Source organism: Streptomyces sp. NBRC 110028, from assembly GCF_001417735.1.
Classification (GTDB): Bacteria; Actinomycetota; Actinomycetes; order Streptomycetales; family Streptomycetaceae; genus Streptomyces.
Genome location: NZ_BBUZ01000025.1, coordinates 695532 through 715613, shown reverse-complemented (window position 1 = coordinate 715613; position 20082 = coordinate 695532). Strand labels below are relative to the sequence as shown.

Below are 20082 nucleotides of genomic sequence, written 5' to 3'. Positions count from 1 at the left end.
GCGGCACTAGCGTTCTTCATGTGCCCTATTTCGACGCGGCCTCGTCCGCACCGCTGCATCCCGTGGCCCGGCAGGCGCTGCTCGCCGCCCTCGACGAGGGGTGGGCCGACCCGGCCCGGCTCCATCGCGAGGGGCGGCGCGCCCGGCTGCTGCTGGACGCCGCGCGGGAGACGGCCGCCGAGGCCGTCGGCTGCCGCCCGGACGAGCTGTCCTTCACTCCTTCGGGGACCCGTGCCCTGCACGACGGCATCGCCGGGGCGCTCGCCGGGCGCCGCCGGGCCGGGCGGCGGCTGATCGTCTCGGCCGTGGAGCACTCCGCGGTGTTCCGGGCCGCGGCGGCGCACGAGGCGTCCGGGGGCGCGGTCACCGAGGTCCCGGTGGACCGTACGGGCCGGGTCGCGCCGGACGCGTACGCGGCGGCCCTGCGCGAGGCCCCCGACGGCGTCGCGCTGGCCTGTCTGCAGTCCGCCAACCACGAGGTCGGCACGGTGCAGCCGGTGGAGGCGGCGGCGGAGGCCTGTGCGGCGGACGGCGTGCCGCTGCTGGTGGACGCGGCCCAGTCGCTGGGCTGGGGCCCGGTGGAGGGCCGGTGGTCGCTGCTCACGGCGAGCGCCCACAAGTGGGGCGGCCCGCCGGGGGTCGGGTTCCTCGCGGTGCGCAAGGGCACGCGGTTCCGTCCGGCCCCGGTGGACGAGCGGGAGTACGGCCGGGCCCCGGGCTTCGAGAACCTTCCGGCCATCGTCGCGGCCGCCGCCTCGCTGCGCGCCGTACGGGCCGGGGCCGCCGAGGAGGCGGAGCGGCTGCGGGGTCTGGTGGACCGCGTCCGGGCCCGGGTGCCGGAGCTGGTGCCGGACGTGGAGGTGGTCGGCGACCCGGAGCGGCGGCTGCCGCATCTGGTCACCTTCTCGTGTCTCTATGTCGATGGGGAGGCGCTGCTGCACGAGCTGGACCGGGCGGAGTTCTCGGTCTCGTCCGGTTCGTCGTGCACGTCGAGCACGCTGGTCCCCAGCCATGTGCTGCGGGCCATGGGGGTGCTGTCCGAGGGCAATATCCGGGTCTCGCTCCCGCGTGGCGCCTCGGGGACGGATGTGGACCGGTTCCTGGAGGTGCTGCCGGGGGTCGTGGCCGGGGTGCGCGAGCGCCTGGGCGCCCCGGCGGGTGCCGGCGCCGCCCCGGCCGCCGAGCCCGCCGCCGGTCTCGTCGTGGACTCGCTGGGCAAGCGGTGCCCGATTCCGGTGATCGAACTGGCCAAGGTCATCGGCGAGGTGCCGGTGGGCGGGGTGGTGACCGTGCTGTCCGACGACGAGGCGGCGCGGCTGGACATTCCGGCGTGGTGCGAGATGCGGGGGCAGACGTACGAGGGCGAGCGCCCCGCCGAGCGCGGCACGGCGTACCGGGTGCGCCGCCGTACGTGAGACGCATGCGGCGGCGGGGCCGGAGGAAACGTTCCCCCAGCCCCGCCGCCGCGTGCCGTGCCCGTCAGGCCAGGTGGTCGCTGATCTCGGCCGCCGCCTCGTGGCCGTAGGCCTTGGCGAAGCGCTCCATGAAGTGGCCGCGGCGCAGCTCGTACTCCTGCGTACCGACCGTCTCGATGACGAGCGTCGCGAGCATGCAGCCCACCTGGGCGGCGCGCTCCAGCGGGAGGTCCCAGGACAGGCCGGAGAGGAAGCCCGCGCGGAAGGCGTCGCCGACGCCCGTCGGGTCGGCCTTCTGCTCCTCCTCCGCGCAGCCGACGACGATCGGCTCCTCCCCCTCGCGCTCGATCCGGACGCCCTGGGCGCCCAGGGTGGTGACGCGGGTGCCGACCTTGGAGAGGATCTGCTCGGAGGTCCAGCCGGTCTTGGTCTCGATCAGCGCGGCCTCGTACTCGTTGGTGAAGAGGTACTGCGCGCCGCCCACCAGCACCCGGATGTCCTCGCCGTCCATGCGGGCGAGCTGCTGCGAGGGGTCGGCGGCGAACGGGATGCCGCGCGAGCGGCACTCCTCGGTGTGGCGGACCATCGCCTCCGGGTCGTCCGCGCCGATGAGCACCAGGTCGAGACCGCCGACCCGGTCGGCGACCGGCTGCAGCTCGATCTGGCGGGCCTCGCTCATCGCGCCGGTGTAGAAGGAGGCGATCTGGTTGTGGTCGTCGTCCGTGGTGCAGACGAAGCGCGCGGTGTGCTGCGTCCCGGAGATCCGGACGGACTGGGTGTCCACGCCGTGCCGGTCCAGCCAGGCACGGTATTCGGCGAAGTCCTCGCCGGCCGCGCCGACCAGGATCGGGCGCAGCCCGAGCGTCCCCATGCCGAAGCAGATGTTCGGGGCGACCCCGCCCCGGCGGACTTCGAGGGTGTCAACCAGGAAGGAGAGGGAGACCGTGTGCAGCTGGTCGGCGACCAGCTGATCGGCGAAGCGTCCGGGGAAGGTCATCAGGTGGTCGGTGGCGATGGAGCCGGTGACGGCGATACGCACGAGAGCTGCTCCTGTTTCGGGGCGGCGGCGAAATCGGACGCCTCACGCTATCGGCTTCCCCGGCCGCTTACGAACGGGAGGAACTACCCGGTAGTAGGGCATACGGTGCGGAGATGAGGGGGCGTGCGCCCGTGCGGGCCCCTTTCGACCGGGAGGCCCCATGCCGCAGCACGTCACCCCCGCCCAGGCCGCCGCCGGGGCGATCGAGCCCGACTCCCTGGCCGAACTGCGCGGATACGGGGCGCGGATGGCGCCGCACTGGGCGGTCCCGGTGGTCACCGTATCGCCTCCCGCCGCGCCCGTGTCCCCGTCGCGCATCCGCGGGATCACGGTCCCCGCCGCGTCCGCCGATCTGGTCGGCGGGATGTCCGACTACGGCGACTGAGAGCGGCGGCTGAGCACCGCGGCCGAAAAGCGGCGGAAAGAACGGAAGGAACCAGCCGCCCCTTCACCCCGTCACATCGGCAACCCCCTCGCGAGGGCAACGCCGGACAAACGTGAGCGGAGCCGAAGGAGTGAAACGGTGAGCACCGAGGAGACCGACACCCCGCAGACCCCCGACGACGACCATCCGCGGCCGCGTCGGCGTTCCCGGCTGGCCGTCGTATCGGTGGCGGCCGCGGTGCTGGTCGCCGGTGGCGGCGGCGCCTACTGGGCCTCGACCGCGGCGAACGGCGGCGCCCGGGGCCCGGGCTCGGCGGGCGGATCCCCCCAGCCCCTCGCGCTGGACGCGTACGCCGCCCCGGCGGGGCACGAGGGGATCGCGGTCGGCGAGCCCGATCCGCACGGCGGCGGCCGCTACGTGGTCGACGGAAAGCTGCCGGACGGACCCGATGAGGCGCCCGTCTACCGGACCGACGCCAAGGTCGCCAAGGCCGATGTGGCGCGGCTGGCGAAGGCCCTGGATGTCTCCGGCAGCCCCCGTGACGACCACGGCGACTGGAAGGTCGGGGGCGCGAAGGACGGCCGGGGCCCGGTGCTGCGGGTGAGCCAGAAGGGGCCGGGCAGCTGGTCGTACTCCCGCTTCGGGTCCCCGGGCGGCGACACCTGCGTGCACCCGCCGGGCGCGGGGCCGAAAACCACCGACGAGCGCTGCCCGACCTACCGCGAGGGTGACGCGAAGACCGACAAGACCGGCAAGGCCGACGAGGCCGTGTCCGAGGAGAAGGCCGAGCGCGCCGCCGAGCCGGTGCTGAAGGCGCTCGGGCTGACGGAGGCGAAGCTCGACGCGAGCGGCCGCTACGGCGCCGTGCGCATGGTGAACGCCGACCCGGTGCTGGACAAGCTGCCCACCCACGGCTGGACGACCAGTCTCCAGGTGGGCGCGGACGGCCGGCTGGCCGGCGGGAACGGTGCGCTGTCGGCGCCGAAGGAGGGCGACAGCTATCCGCTGATCAGCGCGGAGCAGGCGCTGAAGAAGCTCAACGCCAAGGCCCCCGGGAGCGGCGCGGGCGGCTCCGGGAAGGTGACCGTGAAGTCGGTGACCTTCGGGCTGGCCGCGCACTCCGTGGAGGGGCGGCAGGCGCTGGTGCCGTCGTGGATCTTCACGACGGAACCGACCGGGGCGAACGGCGTCGAGGCCGCCCTCCCCTACCCGGCCGTGAAGCCGGAGTTCATCAAGAAGAAGGCCGCCCCGGGCCAGGGCAGGAAGCACAGCGAGCCGGGCACCCCGGGCCGCGGCTCCAAGACCGACGACATCACCTCGTACAGCGCGGACGGGAAGACCCTCACGCTGCGCTTCTGGGGCGGGGTGTGCGACACCTACTCGGCCTCCGCCGACGAGACGCCGAAGCGGGTCACGGTCGAGATCAAGAGCAAGCCGACCCATCCGGGCCAGGCGTGCATCCTCATGGCCAAGGAGATGACGAGGAAGGTCACGCTCGACAAGCCGCTGGACGGCCGTCAGGTCGTGGACAAGGCCACGGGCGAGAAGGTCCCGGCCCGGAAGAAGTAGGCCCCGGAAGAGGTAAGCACCCCGCACACGCGCCGGAGGCGGCGGGTCCGGATGGACCCGCCGCCTCCGTATGCCGCCGGCCGAGCCTCAGCTGAAGGAGTCACCGCAGGCGCAGGAGCCCGTGGCGTTGGGGTTGTCGATCGTGAAGCCCTGCTTCTCGATGGTGTCGACGAAGTCGATCGAGGCACCGCCCAGGTACGGGGCGCTCATCCGGTCGGTCACGACCTTGACGCCGCCGAAGTCCTTGACGACGTCGCCGTCGAGCGAGCGCTCGTCGAAGAAGAGCTGGTAGCGCAGGCCGGAGCAGCCACCGGGCTGGACGGCGACGCGCAGCGCGAGGTCGTCGCGTCCCTCCTGCTCCAGCAGGCTCTTGACCTTCGACGCGGCGGCGTCGGACAGGATGATGCCCTCGCTCGCGGTGGTCTCGTCCTGAACGGTCATCTGCTTCTCTCCCGGGTCGTACGGACTGCTTGCCGTCGGAATCAACCAACGGCGCCCCGGATTCATTCCGGGCCCAGCGCATGTTCCTGGCTCTTCATGCTCGCACACGGGACCGGTGGACCGTAATGCGTCACATCGACGCGATGCCCATCGTCAATCTGACATGAAGGAGCTATGATAGATAGCGTCAAATTGACGATTAGGGTTCCGAGTGAAGAAAGAAGGGTGCGTGCAGTGACCACCGCCCAGCCTCTCGACGTCCAGCCGACCCCGCTCGCGCTGCTGCTCCTCGGCCGTGATGCCGACCCCCGCAGCGAGCGCGGCGTGGAGTGCCCCGGCGACCTCCCCGCGCCCTCCGACCCGGACCTGGTGGCCCGGGCCCGCGCGGCCAAGGAGAAGCTCGGCGACAAGGTCTTCGTGCTCGGCCACCACTACCAGCGCGACGAGGTCATCGAGTTCGCCGATGTCACCGGTGACTCCTTCAAGCTCGCCCGGGACGCGGCCGCCCGGCCGGACGCCGAGTACATCGTCTTCTGCGGTGTGCACTTCATGGCGGAATCCGCCGACATCCTGACCGGCGACGGCCAGCAGGTCGTCCTCCCCGACCTGGCGGCGGGCTGCTCGATGGCCGACATGGCCACCGCCGAGCAGGTCGCCGAGTGCTGGGACGTGCTGACCGAGGCGGGCGTCGCGGAGACGACGGTGCCGGTGTCGTACATGAACTCCTCCGCCGACATCAAGGCCTTCACCGGCCGCCACGGCGGCACGATCTGCACCTCCTCCAACGCGCGCCGCGCCCTGGACTGGGCCTTCCAGCAGGGGGAGAAAGTGCTGTTCCTGCCCGATCAGCACCTGGGCCGCAACACGGCGGTGCGGGACATGGGCATGTCGCTGGACGACTGCGTCGTCTACAACCCGCACAAGCCCGGCGGCGGGCTGACCACCGAGCAGCTGCGCGCCGCCAAGATGATCTTGTGGCGCGGCCACTGCTCCGTGCACGGCCGCTTCTCGCTGGAGTCCGTGCGCGAGGTCCGCGAGCGCATACCGGGCGTCAATGTGCTGGTGCACCCCGAGTGCAAGCACGAGGTGGTCGCGGCGGCCGACCTGGTCGGCTCGACCGAATACATCATCAAGACCCTCGAGGCCGCGCCGCCCGGCAGCAAATGGGCCATCGGCACCGAGCTGAACCTCGTCCGGCGGCTGGCGAACCGATTCGCCGCGGAGGACAAGGAGATCGTCTTCCTCGACAAGACGGTGTGCTTCTGCTCGACCATGAACCGGATCGACCTGCCGCACCTGGTCTGGACCCTGGAGTCGCTGGTCGCGGGCAAGGTCGTGAACCGCATCCAGGTCGACGCGGAGACCGAAGCCCACGCGAAGGCCGCACTGGAGCGGATGCTGGCGCTCCCGTAGGTCCTCCCCGCCCGGGGGTCATGCCCCCGGGCGGACCAGACCCGTTTCGTACGCGATGACCACCAGCTGGGCCCGGTCCCGGGCGCCCAGCTTCGCCATCGCCCGGTTGACGTGCGTCTTCACGGTCAGCGGGCTGACCTCCAGGCGGGTGGCGATCTCGTCGTTGGAGTGGCCGCCGCCGACCTGGACCAGGACCTCGCGCTCGCGGCCCGTGAGGGCGTCCAGCCGGGAGGCGTCGTACGCGGCGCCGCCGGAGCCCGGGACGCCCTGGGCCAGGAAGCGGGCGATCAGGCCCTTGGTGGCGGCCGGGGAGAGCAGCGCCTCGCCCGCCGCCGCGACGCGGATCGCGGAAAGCAGCTCGCCGGGTTCGGCGCCCTTGCCGAGGAAGCCGCTCGCCCCGGCCCGCAGCGAGTCCACCACGTACTCGTCGACCTCGAAGGTGGTCAGCATGACCACCCGGACGTCCGAGAGCCGCGGATCCTCGCTGATCATGCGGGTGGCGGCGAGCCCGTCCGTACCGGGCATGCGGATGTCCATCAGCACCACGTCGGCGCCCTCGGCCCGCACGATCTCGACCGCCTCGGCGCCGTCCGACGCCTCCCCCACCACCTCCATGTCGGGCTCCGAGTCGACCAGTATCCGGAACGCGCTGCGCAGCAGCGTCTGGTCGTCGGCGAGCAACACCCTGATCGTCATGACTCCCCTCCCCCGCGGGTCTGCAGGGGAAGTGTCGCCCGTACCTGGAAGCCGCCCTCGGGGCGGGGCCCGGCCTCGCAGGTGCCGCACAGCGCGGCGACCCGTTCGCGCATCCCCAGCAGCCCGTGTCCGCCGCCCACGTCGTCGGACGGGGTTCCGACACCGTCGTCCCGGACCGTGATCTCCAGCGCGCCGTGCGCGCGGACGATACGGACCTCGGCCTTGACCTCGGGCCCGGCGTGCTTGTGCACATTGGTCAGCGCCTCCTGGACGACCCGGTACGCGGTGAGGTCCACCGAACCGGCGAGCGTCCCGAAGCCCTCCCGCGGGTGCGCCTCGACCTCGACCCGCATCCCGGCCCGTACGAACCCCTCCACGAGCTGGTCGAGGACGCCGAGGCCCGGCGCGGGCTCGGTGGGGGCGGCGGGGTCGCCGTACTGCCGGAGCAGACCGACGGTGGCGCGCAGCTCGTCCAGCGCCGAGCGGCTGGCCTGGCGTACGTGCGCCAGTGCCTCCTTCGCCTGGTCCGGGCGGTTGTCCATGACGTGCGAGGCGACCCCGGCCTGGACGTTGACCAGCGCGATGTGGTGCGCGACGACGTCGTGCAGCTCGCGGGCGATCCGCAGCCGCTCCTCGGCGACCCGGCGCCGGGCCTCCTCCTCGCGGGTGCGCTCGGCGCGCTCGGCCCGCTCCTCGATGGCGGCGATGAAGGCGCGGCGGCTGCGGACGGCGTCGCCCACGGCGGCGGCGAGCCCGGTCCAGGCGAAGATGCCCCAGTTCTCCTGCGCGTACCAGGGGGTGAGCCCGAACAGCATCCCGGTGCCGGTGAGCAGCAGGGCCGTGACCGCGCCGATCCGCCAGGTGGTGGACCGGTCGGTGCGCGCGGCGACGGTGTAGAGCGCGACCACGACCCCGAACACGATCGAGGTGCGCGGCGGCCCCTGGTCGTTGGTGACGATCTCGATGACGCTGATCGCGCAGGTGAACGCCAGCACCGCGCGCGGCAGCTCGCGGCGCAGGACGAGCGACGCCGAGGAGAGGGTGGCCAGCAGCCCGAAGAAGACACCGATGTGGTGGCGCTCGTGCAGATGCGGGTTGGACGCCGCGCCGATCAGGATCAGGGCGAGGCAGCCGAGCGCCACCAGGGTGTCCAGGGCGCGGGGATGGGCGGCAAGCCAGCGGTGCGGACGGGCCAGGCCCGGCCCGACGGCGAGGGGAGTCACGGGATCCAACGGTAAACGCCACGCCCGGAAGCTTCGGCGGCGTCCTGCCCCCGTACCCCGTACGGCATCGGTGGGATCCGCTGTGACCTGGGACGACGCACGGTCTGCGGGCACGGTGCTCAGCCCGGGATGAGGCCGTCGTCCTTGAGCATCGCCTTGACTTCCTCCAGTGTCGCCTCCGGGGCGGGCAGGATCAGCCCCGACGGTTCCAGCGCGTCCACGGGCAGCGGCTCACCGGCCGAGCGCACCGCGTCGAGGAGCGCGCCGAGCGTGCGCCGGAAGGCATCGTGGTCGCCGCTTTCGATGGCGGCGAGCAGATCGTCGTCCAGCTGGTTGAGTCCGGGCAGATGGCTGTCGTCCACCCGCATCTGCCCCTCCCCCATGATCCGTACGATCATGACGACCTCCTTGGGACGCCGAAAGACCACGCCCGGGTGAGGGGCGGCTACTGCTTGTCGAACTTGTGCTGGTTCTGCGACTGCTGCGACTGCCCCTGGCCGCCGCCCTCGATCGCCTGCTGCGAGCCGCCACCGGACAGCTCGGCCTTCATCCGCTGCAGCTCCAGCTCGACGTCCGTACCGCCGGAGATGCGGTCCAGTTCGGCCGCGATGTCGTCCTTGGCCATCCCGGACTGGTCGTCGAGCGCGCCGGAGGCCAGCAGCTCGTCGATCGCGCCCGCGCGGGCCTGGAGCTGCGCGGTCTTGTCCTCGGCGCGCTGGATCGCCATGCCGACGTCGCCCATCTCCTCGGAGATGCCGGAGAACGCCTCGCCGATCCGGGTCTGCGCCTGGGCCGCGGTGTAGGTGGCCTTGATGGTCTCCTTGCGGGTGCGGAACGCGTCGACCTTGGCCTGCAGCCGCTGCGCGGCCAGGGTGAGCTTCTCCTCCTCGCCCTGCAGCGTCTGGTGCTGTGACTCCAGGTCGGTGACCTGCTGCTGCAGCGCGGCGCGGCGGGACAGCGCCTCGCGCGCCAGGTCCTCCCGGCCGAGCGCGAGCGCCTTGCGGCCCTGGTCCTCCAGCTTGGCGGACTGGCCCTGCAACTGGTTCAGCTGCAGCTCCAGGCGCTTGCGGGACGTGGCCACGTCCGCCACCCCGCGCCGCACCTTCTGCAGCAGCTCCAGCTGCTTCTGGTACGAGTAGTCCAGGGTCTCGCGCGGGTCCTCGGCCCGGTCCAGGGCCTTGTTGGCCTTCGCGCGGAAGATCATCCCCATACGCTTCATGACACCGCTCATGGGCCTCGCGCGCCCCCTTCTGACGGACTTGTGACACCGGCACACCCAACAGACCCAGCCTACGGGCCCTGCTTCCATTACCGCACTGTTCCGTCCGTCCCGCGCTCCTCCTCCAGAACGATCGCGGCCCGGGCGCCTCCGGCGCGGGGAGGATCGCGACCGCTCCGGCACCCCCGGCGCGCTCCGCCCGGCTTGCCCGGTTGGCTGTGATTCGCCTCGGTTTCACCGCGGCTCACCGCGGAAAGCGGTTGCCGGATCTTTCCCCCTGACGCTGGGGCCCACACCCGGCACCCCGTACCCTTGGGCTTTGTGTTCCGAAGCCGTTCCAAGGATGAGCAGGCCGCCACCGCCAAGGTGACCGCGGGCCAGCCGCAGCAGCCCCGTGACCCTCAGGCGCCCAAGGGCCGCCCCACACCCAAGCGCAGCGCGTCGCAGTCGCAGCGCCGCAGCCTGGCGAATACGCCGACCAGCCGCAAGGACGCCGCCAAGCGGCAGCGGGAGGCCCGGCGCTCCGACCTGGCGCGCCAGCGCGAGGCCCTGGCGGGAGGTGACGAGCGCTACCTCCCGGCCCGCGACAAGGGCCCGGTGCGCCGGTTCGCCCGTGACTTCGTGGACTCGCGATTCGTCATCGCCGAGTTCTTCCTGCCGCTCGCCGTGCTGATCATGGTGCTCAGCATGATCCAGGCCGGTGCCATGCAGAGCTATGTGCTGCTGCTGTGGATGGTCGTCATCGTGCTGATCGTCCTGAACTCGTTCGTGATCGCCTTCCAGCTCAAGCGGCAGCTGCGCCGGAAGTTCCCCGACGGGAACACCAAGGGCGCCATCGCGTACGCCCTCATGCGCACCCTCCAGATGCGCCGGCTGCGCCTGCCCAAGCCGCAGGTCAAGCGCGGAGAGCGGCCCTGAGCGGGACATCCGGCTTCGCCGGAGGGGCGGCCGGCTGGCTCGGTGGCCTCGGGGGGTTACGGAACACGGTCCGGCAGGCCCTGGTCGCCCATCAGCTCGATGAGCAGATCACCTCGCGGTTCCGGTTCGACCAGCGCCTGAAGATCCTCGACGTCGGCCCAGGCCAGGGCACCCAGGCCCTGCGATTAGCCCGCGCGGGCCATGAGGTGACAGGGCTCGAATCCGATCCGGCGATGCTGGAGGCGGCCCGTACCGCCCTGGCCGACGAGCCCGAGGGCATCCGGCAGCGGGTGCGGCTGCTGGAGGGCGACGGCCGCGACACCGGGGCGCACTTCCTGCCCGGCGCCTTCGACGTGGTGCTGTGCCACGGGGTGCTGATGTACGTGGCCGAACCGGACCCGCTGCTCGCCGGGCTGGCCCGGGTCCTGGCCCCCGGCGGACTGCTCTCGCTCCTGGTGCGCAACGCCGACGCGCTCGCGATGCGGCCGGGGCTGGCCGGCGACTGGATCAGCGCGCTCAGCTCGTTCGACTCCCCGGCGTACACCAACCGCCTCGGGCTCCGGGTGCGCGCCGACCGGCGCGAGGAGCTGACCACCACCCTCACCGCGATCGGGGCGCCCCTGCACGCCTGGTACGGGGTGCGGGTCTTCACCGACCAGGCCCCCGACGCCGCCGAGCCCCCGCCGTCCCCCGAATGGGAGCGGCTGCTGGCCGCCGAGGAGCGGGCCGGACGCACCGACCCCTACCGCTCGGTGGCGGCACTGCTGCACCTGTGCGGGGTGCGCGGCTGAGGCCGGCGCATCGGCGGCGCCGTCGTCCCGGCGCCGCCCCCGCCTCGTAGCCGGCTACTCCGCGCGCAGGCTCATCGGGCCGTAGATCTTCGCCCCGTCCTCGAAGAGCGTGACCTGCTCCGCCCCGCCCTCCAGGAGCGCCTTCCACTCCTCACCGATCCACGACTCCGCGTCCCCCTGGGTCGGGAACTCCTCGGGCTGCACCGCGGGCGCCGTCTCCGTCCCGTCGGACTTCTCGAACCGCCACGTCCAGGCCATGTTCGCCTCCTCCATCCCACCGGTCCACACGTGATGTCTGCCCGCAGCCTAGGCGACTGATCACTCCGTACGGCTCCGAACGGATCGGTACGTCTCCGCGGAGGGTGACCCGGCGCGCCCGCCCCGCGGGGACGCGAGACGATCGGGGCGTGGAACTCACTCTTCTGGGCACCGGGGCCCCCGACGGACTGCCGCGCCACGGCTGTCCCTGCGCAGCCTGCGCCACCGCCGTCGGCGACGAGGCGCGGGCAGCGACGGCACTCCTGATCGACAGCGCGCTGCTCCTCGACCTCACCCCCGGCGCCGCCTTCGCGGCGGCGCGGGCCGGATACTCGCTGGTCGGGGTGCGGCAGGTGCTGCTGTCGCATCCGCACGCGGGCCCCGCCGTCGAGTTCCCCGCCGGACTCCCGGCGCCGGGGCGGATCCCGGACGGCCGCGAGCTGTCCCTGATCAGCGGCCACCGGGTGCGGGCGGTCGCCCTGGACTCGCCCGGTACGGGGTACGAGGTGACCGGGCCCGACGGCACCCGCCTGCTGTACCTGCCACCGGGCGGCGCCCCGTCCGGACTGTCCGGGATGTCCGGACTATCCGGGATGTCCGGGCCCGGGCACACCGAGCCGTACGACATGGTGGTGCTCGACGTGCTCGGCCGCCCGGACGCGCTGGCCCGGCTCCGGTCCTCCGGCGCCGTGGGGGCCACCACCGATGTCGTGGCCGTCCACATCGACCACACCGTGCCCCCCGGCGCCGAGTTGCGCCGCCGCCTCGCCACGGCGGGCGCGCGGACCGTCCCGGACGGCAGCACGCTGAACGTCGGCGAGTACCACGAGGTGCCGGACCTGCCGCGGCGCACCCTGGTGCTGGGCGGGGCGCGCTCCGGCAAGTCCCTCGAAGCGGAACGGCGGCTGGCCGCCTTCCCCGACGTGCTGTACGTGGCCACCGGCGGCACCCGCGACGGCGACCAGGACTGGGCCGCCCGCATCGCCGCCCACCGCGACCGGCGGCCCGGCTCGTGGCGTACCGCCGAGACCTGCGACCTGGTGCCGCTGCTCGCGGAGGGCGGCGCCCCGCTGCTGATCGACTGTCTGGCGCTGTGGCTCACCGACGCGATGGACTCGGTGGGCGCGTGGGACGACGAGAAGTGGTCCCACGGCGGTGAACGCGCCCTCCACGAACGGGTCGCCGCCCTCGTCGCGGCCGTGCGGTCGACGGAGCGGACGGTGGTGGCGGTCAGCAACGAGGTCGGCGCCGGGGTGGTCCCCGCGACGGCGGCGGGGCGCCGCTTCCGGGACGAACTGGGGCGGCTGAACGCGGGGTTCGCGGGCGAGTGCGAGCAGGTGCTGCTGGTGGTGGCGGGCCAACCCCTCCCGCTCCGCGGCTGACCCGGCGGCGGCCCCCGGCGGCCGCGCCCCGGTATCCGCTCCTCACGCGGGCCCCGGCCACCGCCGGGCAGGCGGCCGAGCCGCCGGGCTCTTCGTGGGGCTTGGGCCCCAACAGGGCATGGCCGGTAGGGTTCAGGGCGTGAGCAGCGGCCTGAATCTCGATGACTTCGTCGACCTGATCGAGCGCCCCGACGGGGGGATACGACGTGACGCCGAGGAGCGGCGGGAGCGGCTGGTGCCGCCGCCCGGGGCGCTCGGGCGGCTGGACGAGCTGGGCGAGTGGCTGGCCGCCGCACAGCAGCAGGTGCCCGTCAAGCCCATCGAGCGGCCCCGGGTGGTGCTGTTCGCGGGCGACCACGGCATCGCGGAGCTGGGCGTCTCCGCCCGCCCCGCGGGAAGCGCCCACCGGCTCGTCCGGGCCGTGATCGACGGCGAGAGCAGCGTCGCCGTGCTCGCCCGCCGCTTCGGGGTACCCGTCCGCGTCGTCGACATGGCACTGGACTGCGACCCCGCCGAGCTGCCCGCGGAGGTCACCCGGCACCGGGTGCGCCGGGGTTCGGGGCGGCTCGACATCGAGGACGCGCTGACCGCCGAGGAGGCCGAGCAGGCGTTCCGTACGGGCATGGCCATCGCCGACGAGGAGGCCGACGCGGGCACGGACCTGCTGGTGCTCGGCGACCTCAGCGTGGGCGGCACCACCGCCGCGGCCACGCTGACCGCCGCGCTGTGCGGCACGGACGCGTCCGTGGTGACCGGGCGCGGCGGGGCCGGGATCGACGATCTGGCGTGGATGCGCAAGTGCGCGGCGATCCGTGACGGGCTGCGCCGGGCCCGCCCGGTCCTCGGCGACCAGCTCCAGCTGCTGGCCACGGTCGGCGGCGCGGACCTCACCGCGATCACCGGCTTCCTGCTCCAGAGCGCGGTGCGCCGCACCCCCGTGATCCTGGACGGCGTGGTCTCGGCGGCCTGTGCCCTGGTCGCCCAGCGGGTGGCGTTCCGTGCGCCGGACTGGTGGCTGGCGGGCCAGGCGAGCGGCGAACCGGCGCAGGACAAGGCGCTCGACCGGATCGCGCTCACCCCGCTGATGGACCACGGCATCACCGTGGGCGAGGGCGCGGGGGCGCTGCTGGCGCTGCCGCTGGTCCAGGCGGCCGCGGCGCTCGCGGGGGAACTGCCCGAGCGTCCGGAACCGGAAGAGGAGAAGACGGAGAACGGCTGACGGGGGCTCAGGGGGTTCGACGATGTCGCGTTCCCGCCAAAGGCCCATGGCCCGTCGGCGGCGCGCGATACTCTGCGGCGCGATGGACACCACGCCGGAGCAGTCCCCCGACCGCCAGCCGGACCCGGACCCGGAGCAGCCGCCGGAACCGGACCCGGAGATACCGCCGGACCCCGGCGCGGACATGCCGCCGCGTCCGGCGCACCCGCCGCGCGCCTCCCTCGACGACGGCCTCCGCTTCGCCTTCGGCACGCTCACGGCGCTGCCCGTACGGGTGGCGCGCTGGGATCGCGAGGCGGCGCGCGTCGGCATGCTGTGCGCCCTGCCGGTCGGGCTGACGGTCGGGCTGTGCGCGGCCGCGGTGGGCGGTGTGCTGCTGTTCCTGGGCGCCGGGCCGCTGCTCGCGGCGGTCGCCACCGTCGCCGTACCCGCCGTAACGACCCGGGGACTGCATCTCGACGGGCTCGCGGACACCGCCGACGGCCTCGGCAGCGGCAAGCCCGCGGACGAGGCGCTGCGGATCATGAAGCGGTCGGACATCGGCCCGTTCGGCGTGATCACCCTGCTGTTCGTGCTGCTCGCGCAGGTGGCGGCGCTGGCCGAGCTGTACGGGGAGAGCTGGACGCGCGGCGCGGTGGCCGCCACCGCGGCGGGGCTCGTCGCGCGGTGCGCCCTGACGCTCGCGGCCCGTCAGGGGATGCCGGCGGCCCGGCCGGAGGGGCTGGGCGCCGCGGTGGCGGGGGTGGTGCCGTCCCGGGCGGCCGTCGGCGCGGCCGCGCTGGCCGTCGGCGCCTGCGCGGCGGCGGGCGCGCTGGTCGATGTGTACGCCATGCCGGCGCACGGGCTGGCGGCGCTGGCCGGGTTCGCGGCCGCGGACCTGCTGTCGCGCCACTGTGTGCGCCGTTTCGACGGTGTGACGGGTGACGTCTTCGGCGCCCTCGCCGAAACCGCGGGCACGGCGGTCCTGCTGGTCCTGACCTTCGGCTGATGGGCTCAGGAGACGCGCCGCGCCTCGGAATAAGCTGGGCGCACGGCTGACCACACCCGATGTCGGCCGGACCTATCGGAAGTAGGGATCCGACCACTGTGACTGCACTGACTCTCAGCACCTCCTCGGCCGCGACGCTGCGCGCGGACGCCATCGTCGTCGGCGTGGCGAAGGGGCCCAAGGGCCCCGTCATCGCCCCGGGCGCCGAGGCCGTGGACAAGGCGTTCGGCGGGAAGCTCGCCACCGTTCTGGAGACGCTCGGCGCGACCGGAGCCGAGGGTGAGGTGACCAAGCTGCCGGCCGCGTCCGGGCTCAAGGCCCCGGTCGTGCTGGCGGTCGGCCTGGGCGAGGCTCCGGCGAAGGGCGACGGCTTCGACGCCGAGGCGCTGCGCCGTGCGGCGGGCTCGGCCGCCCGGGCGCTCGCGGGGTCGAAGAAGGGCGCGTTCGCGCTGCCGGTCGAGGACGCGGCGGCCGCTGCCGCGGTCGCCGAGGGCGCGCTGCTCGGCGCGTACGCGTACGACAAGAGCAAGAGCAAGAGCAACAGCAATGGCGCCAAGGGCGGCAAGGGCAAGGGCGACGAGGACAGGAAGAACAACGGTCCGCTCGCCGAGGTGGCCCTGCTCGGCGCCAAGCCGCGCGACAAGGCGTACAAGGCGGCGGCCGAGCGGGCCACGGCGCTGATCGCCGAGGTCAACCGGGCCCGCGATCTGGTCAACGCCCCGTCCAACGTGCTCGACCCGGCCTCGTTCGCGGCGGCCGCCGTGACCGCGGCCAAGGAGCACGGGCTGAAGACGGAGGTGCTGGACGAGAAGGCCCTCGCGAAGGGCGGCTACGGCGGCATCCTGGGCGTGGGCCAGGGCTCGGAGGCCCCGCCGCGGCTGGTGCGGATCGCGTACACCCACCCCAAGGCGGAGAAGACGCTCGCGCTGGTCGGCAAGGGCATCACGTACGACTCGGGCGGCATCTCGCTGAAGCCGGCCGGTCACAACGAGACCATGAAGTGCGACATGGGCGGCGCGGCCGCGGTGTTCGCCGCGGTGGTGACGGCGGCCAAGCTGGGGCTGCGGGTGAACGTCACCGGCTGGCTGGCGCTGGCCGAGAACATGCCCTCGGGTTCGGCGACCCGTCCCGGCGATGTGCTGTCGATGTACAGCGGCAAGACGGTCGAGGTGCTGAACACGGACGCCGAGGGCCGGCTCGTGCTCGCCGACGCGCTCACCCGCGCGTGCGAGGAGAAGCCGGACGCGATCGTGGACGTGGCGACGCTGACCGGTGCGATGGTGGTGGCGCTGGGCAACCGCACGTTCGGGATCATGTCGAACGACGACGCGTTCCGCACCGCGCTGCACGAGATCGCGGAGGAGGCGGGCGAGGCGTCCTGGCCGATGCCGCTCCCGGCCGATCTCCGCAAGGGCATCGAATCCCCGGTCGCCGACCTGGCGAACATCGGCGATCGCATGGGGAGCGGTCTGGTGGCCGGTGTCTTCCTGAAGGAGTTCATCGAGGACGGCATCGCCTGGGGCCACCTGGACATCGCGGGTCCCGCCTTCAACGACGGCGGCCCGTTCGGCTACACCCCCAAGGGCGGCACGGGCTCGGCGGTCCGCACCCTGGTGCGGCTGGCGGAGCGCACCGCCGACGGGGATCTAGGCTGAGCGGCAGGCCCCTTTACCGGATACCGCCGGGTAACCGCCGATCCCACCTGATCCGGGGGCCGGAGATATCTCACACAGCGGCCCCGCGTCCCGCCTTCCGTCAACAAGTGCGAAGATGTTGTCCCGGCAGGACAGGGCCCCCACACCAGGGCTGCGAGCAAGAAGCGGCCGAACAACCGCCGCCGCCCGGCCACCCACGGTCGGCCCGGCGCACCCATGCATGGAGGACGTGACGTGGCGAACGACGCCAGCACCGTTTTCGACCTAGTGATCCTCGGAGGCGGTAGCGGCGGTTACGCCGCTGCCCTGCGCGCGGCGCAGCTGGGTCTGGACGTCGCCCTGATCGAGAAGGACAAGCTGGGCGGCACCTGTCTGCACCGCGGCTGCATTCCCACGAAGGCTCTGCTGCACGCCGGTGAGCTGGCCGACCAGGCTCGTGAGGGCTCGGAATTCGGCGTGAAGACCACCTTCGAGGGCATCGACATCGAGGGTGTGCACAAGTACAAGGACGGCGTGGTCTCGGGCCTGTACAAGGGCCTGCAGGGTCTGATCGCGTCCCGCAAGGTCACCTATGTGACGGGCGAGGGCCGGCTGTCGTCGCCGACCTCCGTCGATGTGAACGGCGAGCGCTACACCGGCCGCCACATCCTGCTCGCCACCGGTTCGGTGCCGAAGTCCCTGCCGGGCCTGGAGATCGACGGCAACCGCGTCATCTCCTCGGACCACGCGCTGGTCCTGGACCGGGTGCCGAAGTCCGCGATCGTGCTGGGCGGCGGCGTCATCGGCGTCGAGTTCGCCTCCGCGTGGAAGTCCTTCGGGGCCGACATCACCATCGTCGAGGCGCTTCCCCACCTCGTCCCGGTCGAGGACGAGAACAGCTCCAAGCTGCTGGAGCGCGCCTTCCGCAAGCGCGGCATCAACTTCTCCCTGGGCTCCCGCTTCTCGGGCGTCGAGTACACCGACGACGGCGTCAAGGTCTCGCTGGAGAACGGCAAGACCTTCGAGGCCGAGGTGCTGCTCGTGGCCGTCGGCCGCGGCCCGGTCTCGCAGGGCCTGGGCTACGAGGAGGCCGGGGTCGCCATGGACCGCGGCTACGTCCTGGTCGACGAGTACATGCAGACCAACGTGGAGACCATCTCCGCCGTCGGCGACCTGGTCCCCACGCTCCAGCTGGCCCACGTCGGCTTCGCCGAGGGCATGCTGGTGGCCGAGCGGCTGGCCGGCCAGAACCCCGTTCCGATCGACTACGACGGCGTGCCCCGGGTGACGTACTGCCACCCCGAGGTCGCCTCCGTCGGCATCACCGAGGCCAAGGCCAAGGAGCTGTACGGTGCGGACAAGGTCGTCGCCCTGAAGTACAACCTCGCGGGCAACGGCAAGAGCAAGATCCTGAAGACCGCGGGCGAGATCAAGCTCGTCCAGGTCCGCGACGGTGCTGTCGTCGGCGTCCACATGGTCGGTGACCGCATGGGTGAGCAGGTCGGCGAAGCCCAGCTGATCTACAACTGGGAGGCGCTGCCGGCCGAGGTCGCGCAGCTCGTCCACGCCCACCCCACCCAGAACGAGGCGCTCGGCGAGGCCCACCTGGCACTTGCCGGCAAGCCCCTGCACTCCCACGACTAGTAGTCCGAGCGCGCGACCCATTCCGCACAGATCGTTAAGGAGCACCCGAACACCATGGCGGTATCCGTAACCCTGCCGGCGCTCGGCGAGAGCGTGACCGAGGGCACCGTCACCCGCTGGCTCAAGGCCGAAGGTGAGCGCGTCGAGGCCGACGAGCCGCTGCTCGAGGTCTCGACCGACAAGGTCGACACCGAGATCCCGGCGCCCAGCGCCGGTGTGCTGACGTCCATCAAGGTGGCCGAGGACGAGACGGTCGAGGTCGGCGCCGAGCTGGCCGTCATCGACGACGGCGAGGGCGCCCCCGCCGAGGCTCCCGCCCCGGCGGCCGAGCCCGAGCCGGCGGCCCAGCCCGAGCCCGCCCCCACCGCCGAGGCCCCGGCCGCCGAGCCGGCCGCGGCCGCCCCGGCCGGCGGTGCCGAGGGCACCGACGTCGTCCTGCCCGCGCTGGGCGAGTCGGTGACCGAGGGCACCGTGACCCGCTGGCTCAAGGAGGTCGGCGAGTCGGTCGAGGCCGACGAGCCACTGCTGGAGGTCTCCACCGACAAGGTCGACACCGAGATCCCCGCCCCGACCTCCGGCACGCTGCTGGAGATCCTGGTCGGCGAGGACGAGACCGCCGAGGTCGGCGCCAAGCTGGCCGTGATCGGCGCGGCCGATCAAGGGGTCGCCGCTCCGGCCGCCGCGCCCGCCGAGGCCCCGGCCGCCCCCGCCCCGGCCCCCGAGCCGGCCAAGCAGGAGGCCCCGGCCCCGCAGGCCCCGAGCGCCCCGGCGCCGCAGGCCGCCACCCCGGAGCCGGTCGCTCCGGAGCCGGCCCCGGCCGCTCCGGCGCCCGCCCCGGCCCCGGCCGCCAAGGCCCCGTCCATCCCGGCTCCGGCCTCCCCCGAGGCCGAGGGCGCGTACGTGACCCCGCTGGTGCGCAAGCTCGCCGCGGAGCACGGCGTGGACCTGGGCACCGTCAAGGGCACCGGCGTCGGCGGCCGCATCCGCAAGCAGGATGTCGTCGCCGCCGCCGAGGCCGCCAAGGCCGCGGCCCGGACCCAGGCGCCGGCTCCGGCCGCCGCCGCCGCGCCGAAGGCCAAGCAGGAGGTCTCCCCGCTGCGTGGCCAGACCATCAAGATGCCGCGGATGCGCAAGGTCATCGGCGACAACATGATGAAGGCGCTGCACGGCCAGGCCCAGCTGACCAGCGTGGTCGAGGTGGACGTCACCAAGGTCATGCGGCTGCGCGCCCAGGCCAAGGAGTCGTTCGCGCAGCGCGAGGGCGTCAAGCTCTCGCCGATGCCGTTCTTCGTGAAGGCCGCCGTCCAGGCGCTGAAGGCCCACCCGGCCGTCAACGCCCGGATCAACGACGACGACACGATCACGTACTTCGACGTGGAGAACGTCGGCATCGCGGTGGACGCCGAGAAGGGCCTGATGACCCCGGTCATCAAGGGCGCCGGTGACCTGAACATCGCGGGCATCGCCAAGAAGACGGCGGAGCTGGCGGGCAAGGTCCGCTCCAACAAGATCACCCCGGACGACATGTCCGGTGCCACCTTCACGATCAGCAACACCGGCTCGCGCGGTGCGCTGTTCGACACGATCATCGTGCCCCCGAACCAGGTCGCCATCCTGGGCATCGGCGCGACCGTCAAGCGTCCGGTGGTCATCAACCACCCGGACCTGGGCGAGACCATCGCGGTGCGCGACATGACGTACGTGGCGCTCTCCTACGACCACCGCCTGGTGGACGGTGCCGACGCGGCCCGCTACCTGACCGCGGTCAAGGAGATCCTGGAGGCCGGCGAGTTCGAGGTCGAGCTCGGCCTCTGAGCCCCCCGCGGCAGCCGGCCGCGCCCCGCACGG

19 protein-coding genes are annotated in these 20082 nt (G+C 73.0%); 12 read left to right on the top strand and 7 right to left on the bottom strand.

The window, feature by feature from the left end:
- Nucleotides 1-20 precede the first annotated feature (20 nt).
- A complete protein-coding gene (locus ASC60_RS15350; protein WP_055551030.1) occupies nucleotides 21-1415 on the top strand; it encodes a cysteine desulfurase/sulfurtransferase TusA family protein in 1395 nt (464 codons plus the stop codon).
- Nucleotides 1416-1479: 64 nt separating this feature from the next.
- Here the strand turns inward: ASC60_RS15350 and ASC60_RS15345 are convergent, their stop codons facing one another.
- The gene (locus tag ASC60_RS15345; protein ID WP_055551028.1) at nucleotides 1480-2454 is read right to left on the bottom strand and encodes a carbohydrate kinase family protein; all 975 of its coding nucleotides are present in this window, start codon (nucleotides 2452-2454) and stop codon (nucleotides 1480-1482) included.
- Nucleotides 2455-2614: 160 nt separating this feature from the next.
- Here ASC60_RS15345 and ASC60_RS15340 point away from each other — a divergent pair, with 160 nt between their 5' ends.
- Both ASC60_RS15340 and ASC60_RS15335 read left to right on the top strand, forming a co-directional pair.
- A complete protein-coding gene (locus tag ASC60_RS15340) occupies nucleotides 2615-2839 on the top strand; it encodes a hypothetical protein (RefSeq protein WP_055551026.1) in 225 nt (74 codons plus the stop codon).
- A 138-nt stretch (nucleotides 2840-2977) separates the two neighbouring features.
- Complete coding sequence (locus ASC60_RS15335) at nucleotides 2978-4408, top strand: hypothetical protein (protein ID WP_055551024.1); 1431 nt, start codon at nucleotides 2978-2980, stop codon at nucleotides 4406-4408.
- An 87-nt stretch (nucleotides 4409-4495) separates the two neighbouring features.
- Here ASC60_RS15335 and ASC60_RS15330 read toward each other — a convergent pair whose 3' ends face one another.
- Entirely contained in the window at nucleotides 4496-4849 is a 354-nt protein-coding gene (locus ASC60_RS15330; protein WP_020871998.1) for an iron-sulfur cluster assembly accessory protein, read from the bottom strand.
- Nucleotides 4850-5074: 225 nt separating this feature from the next.
- On the opposite strand from ASC60_RS15330, the gene nadA reads away from it, so the two are divergent.
- Nucleotides 5075-6262 (top strand): quinolinate synthase NadA, encoded by a 1188-nt coding sequence (gene nadA / locus ASC60_RS15325; protein ID WP_079038408.1) that lies wholly within the window; start codon nucleotides 5075-5077, stop codon nucleotides 6260-6262.
- 18 nt (nucleotides 6263-6280) lie between these two features.
- Here the strand turns inward: nadA and ASC60_RS15320 are convergent, their stop codons facing one another.
- The 4 genes from ASC60_RS15320 to ASC60_RS15305 form a co-directional block, all read right to left on the bottom strand.
- Nucleotides 6281-6958: a response regulator transcription factor gene (locus tag ASC60_RS15320; RefSeq protein WP_055551020.1), complete on the bottom strand. Its 678-nt coding sequence runs from the start codon at nucleotides 6956-6958 to the stop codon at nucleotides 6281-6283.
- Nucleotides 6955-8190: a sensor histidine kinase gene (locus tag ASC60_RS15315; protein WP_055551018.1), complete on the bottom strand. Its 1236-nt coding sequence runs from the start codon at nucleotides 8188-8190 to the stop codon at nucleotides 6955-6957. Before ASC60_RS15315 ends, ASC60_RS15320 begins: the two co-directional genes overlap by 4 nt.
- A 110-nt stretch (nucleotides 8191-8300) precedes the next feature.
- Nucleotides 8301-8579: a hypothetical protein gene (locus tag ASC60_RS15310; RefSeq protein WP_055551016.1), complete on the bottom strand. Its 279-nt coding sequence runs from the start codon at nucleotides 8577-8579 to the stop codon at nucleotides 8301-8303.
- A gap of 47 nt (nucleotides 8580-8626) precedes the next feature.
- Complete coding sequence (locus tag ASC60_RS15305) at nucleotides 8627-9400, bottom strand: PspA/IM30 family protein (protein ID WP_055551014.1); 774 nt, start codon at nucleotides 9398-9400, stop codon at nucleotides 8627-8629.
- 321 nt (nucleotides 9401-9721) lie between these two features.
- Between ASC60_RS15305 and ASC60_RS15300 the strand changes: the two genes are divergently transcribed.
- Together ASC60_RS15300 and ASC60_RS15295 are read left to right on the top strand one after the other, a co-directional pair.
- On the top strand, nucleotides 9722-10318 hold the full coding sequence (locus tag ASC60_RS15300) for a DUF3043 domain-containing protein (protein WP_055551012.1): 597 nt from the start codon (nucleotides 9722-9724) through the stop codon (nucleotides 10316-10318).
- An 80-nt stretch (nucleotides 10319-10398) separates the two neighbouring features.
- Entirely contained in the window at nucleotides 10399-11109 is a 711-nt protein-coding gene (locus ASC60_RS15295; RefSeq protein ID WP_055551159.1) for a bifunctional 2-polyprenyl-6-hydroxyphenol methylase/3-demethylubiquinol 3-O-methyltransferase UbiG, read from the top strand.
- 54 nt (nucleotides 11110-11163) lie between these two features.
- Here ASC60_RS15295 and ASC60_RS15290 read toward each other — a convergent pair whose 3' ends face one another.
- Entirely contained in the window at nucleotides 11164-11367 is a 204-nt protein-coding gene (locus tag ASC60_RS15290) for a hypothetical protein (protein WP_055551157.1), read from the bottom strand.
- A 149-nt stretch (nucleotides 11368-11516) separates the two neighbouring features.
- Here ASC60_RS15290 and ASC60_RS15285 point away from each other — a divergent pair, with 149 nt between their 5' ends.
- From ASC60_RS15285 to sucB, 6 genes are all read left to right on the top strand, one after another.
- Nucleotides 11517-12749, top strand: coding sequence for a bifunctional adenosylcobinamide kinase/adenosylcobinamide-phosphate guanylyltransferase (locus ASC60_RS15285; RefSeq protein WP_055551010.1), 1233 nt, complete (start codon nucleotides 11517-11519; stop codon nucleotides 12747-12749).
- 151 nt (nucleotides 12750-12900) lie between these two features.
- On the top strand, nucleotides 12901-13968 hold the full coding sequence (gene cobT, locus ASC60_RS15280; protein WP_055551155.1) for a nicotinate-nucleotide--dimethylbenzimidazole phosphoribosyltransferase: 1068 nt from the start codon (nucleotides 12901-12903) through the stop codon (nucleotides 13966-13968).
- 184 nt (nucleotides 13969-14152) lie between these two features.
- Nucleotides 14153-14956, top strand: coding sequence for an adenosylcobinamide-GDP ribazoletransferase (locus ASC60_RS15275; protein WP_055551153.1), 804 nt, complete (start codon nucleotides 14153-14155; stop codon nucleotides 14954-14956).
- Nucleotides 14957-15054: 98 nt separating this feature from the next.
- Entirely contained in the window at nucleotides 15055-16611 is a 1557-nt protein-coding gene (locus ASC60_RS15270; RefSeq protein ID WP_055551008.1) for a leucyl aminopeptidase, read from the top strand.
- A gap of 234 nt (nucleotides 16612-16845) precedes the next feature.
- On the top strand, nucleotides 16846-18234 hold the full coding sequence (gene lpdA / locus ASC60_RS15265; protein WP_055551007.1) for a dihydrolipoyl dehydrogenase: 1389 nt from the start codon (nucleotides 16846-16848) through the stop codon (nucleotides 18232-18234).
- 54 nt (nucleotides 18235-18288) lie between these two features.
- On the top strand, nucleotides 18289-20049 hold the full coding sequence (gene sucB, locus ASC60_RS15260; RefSeq protein ID WP_055551005.1) for a 2-oxoglutarate dehydrogenase, E2 component, dihydrolipoamide succinyltransferase: 1761 nt from the start codon (nucleotides 18289-18291) through the stop codon (nucleotides 20047-20049).
- Nucleotides 20050-20082 lie beyond the last annotated feature (33 nt).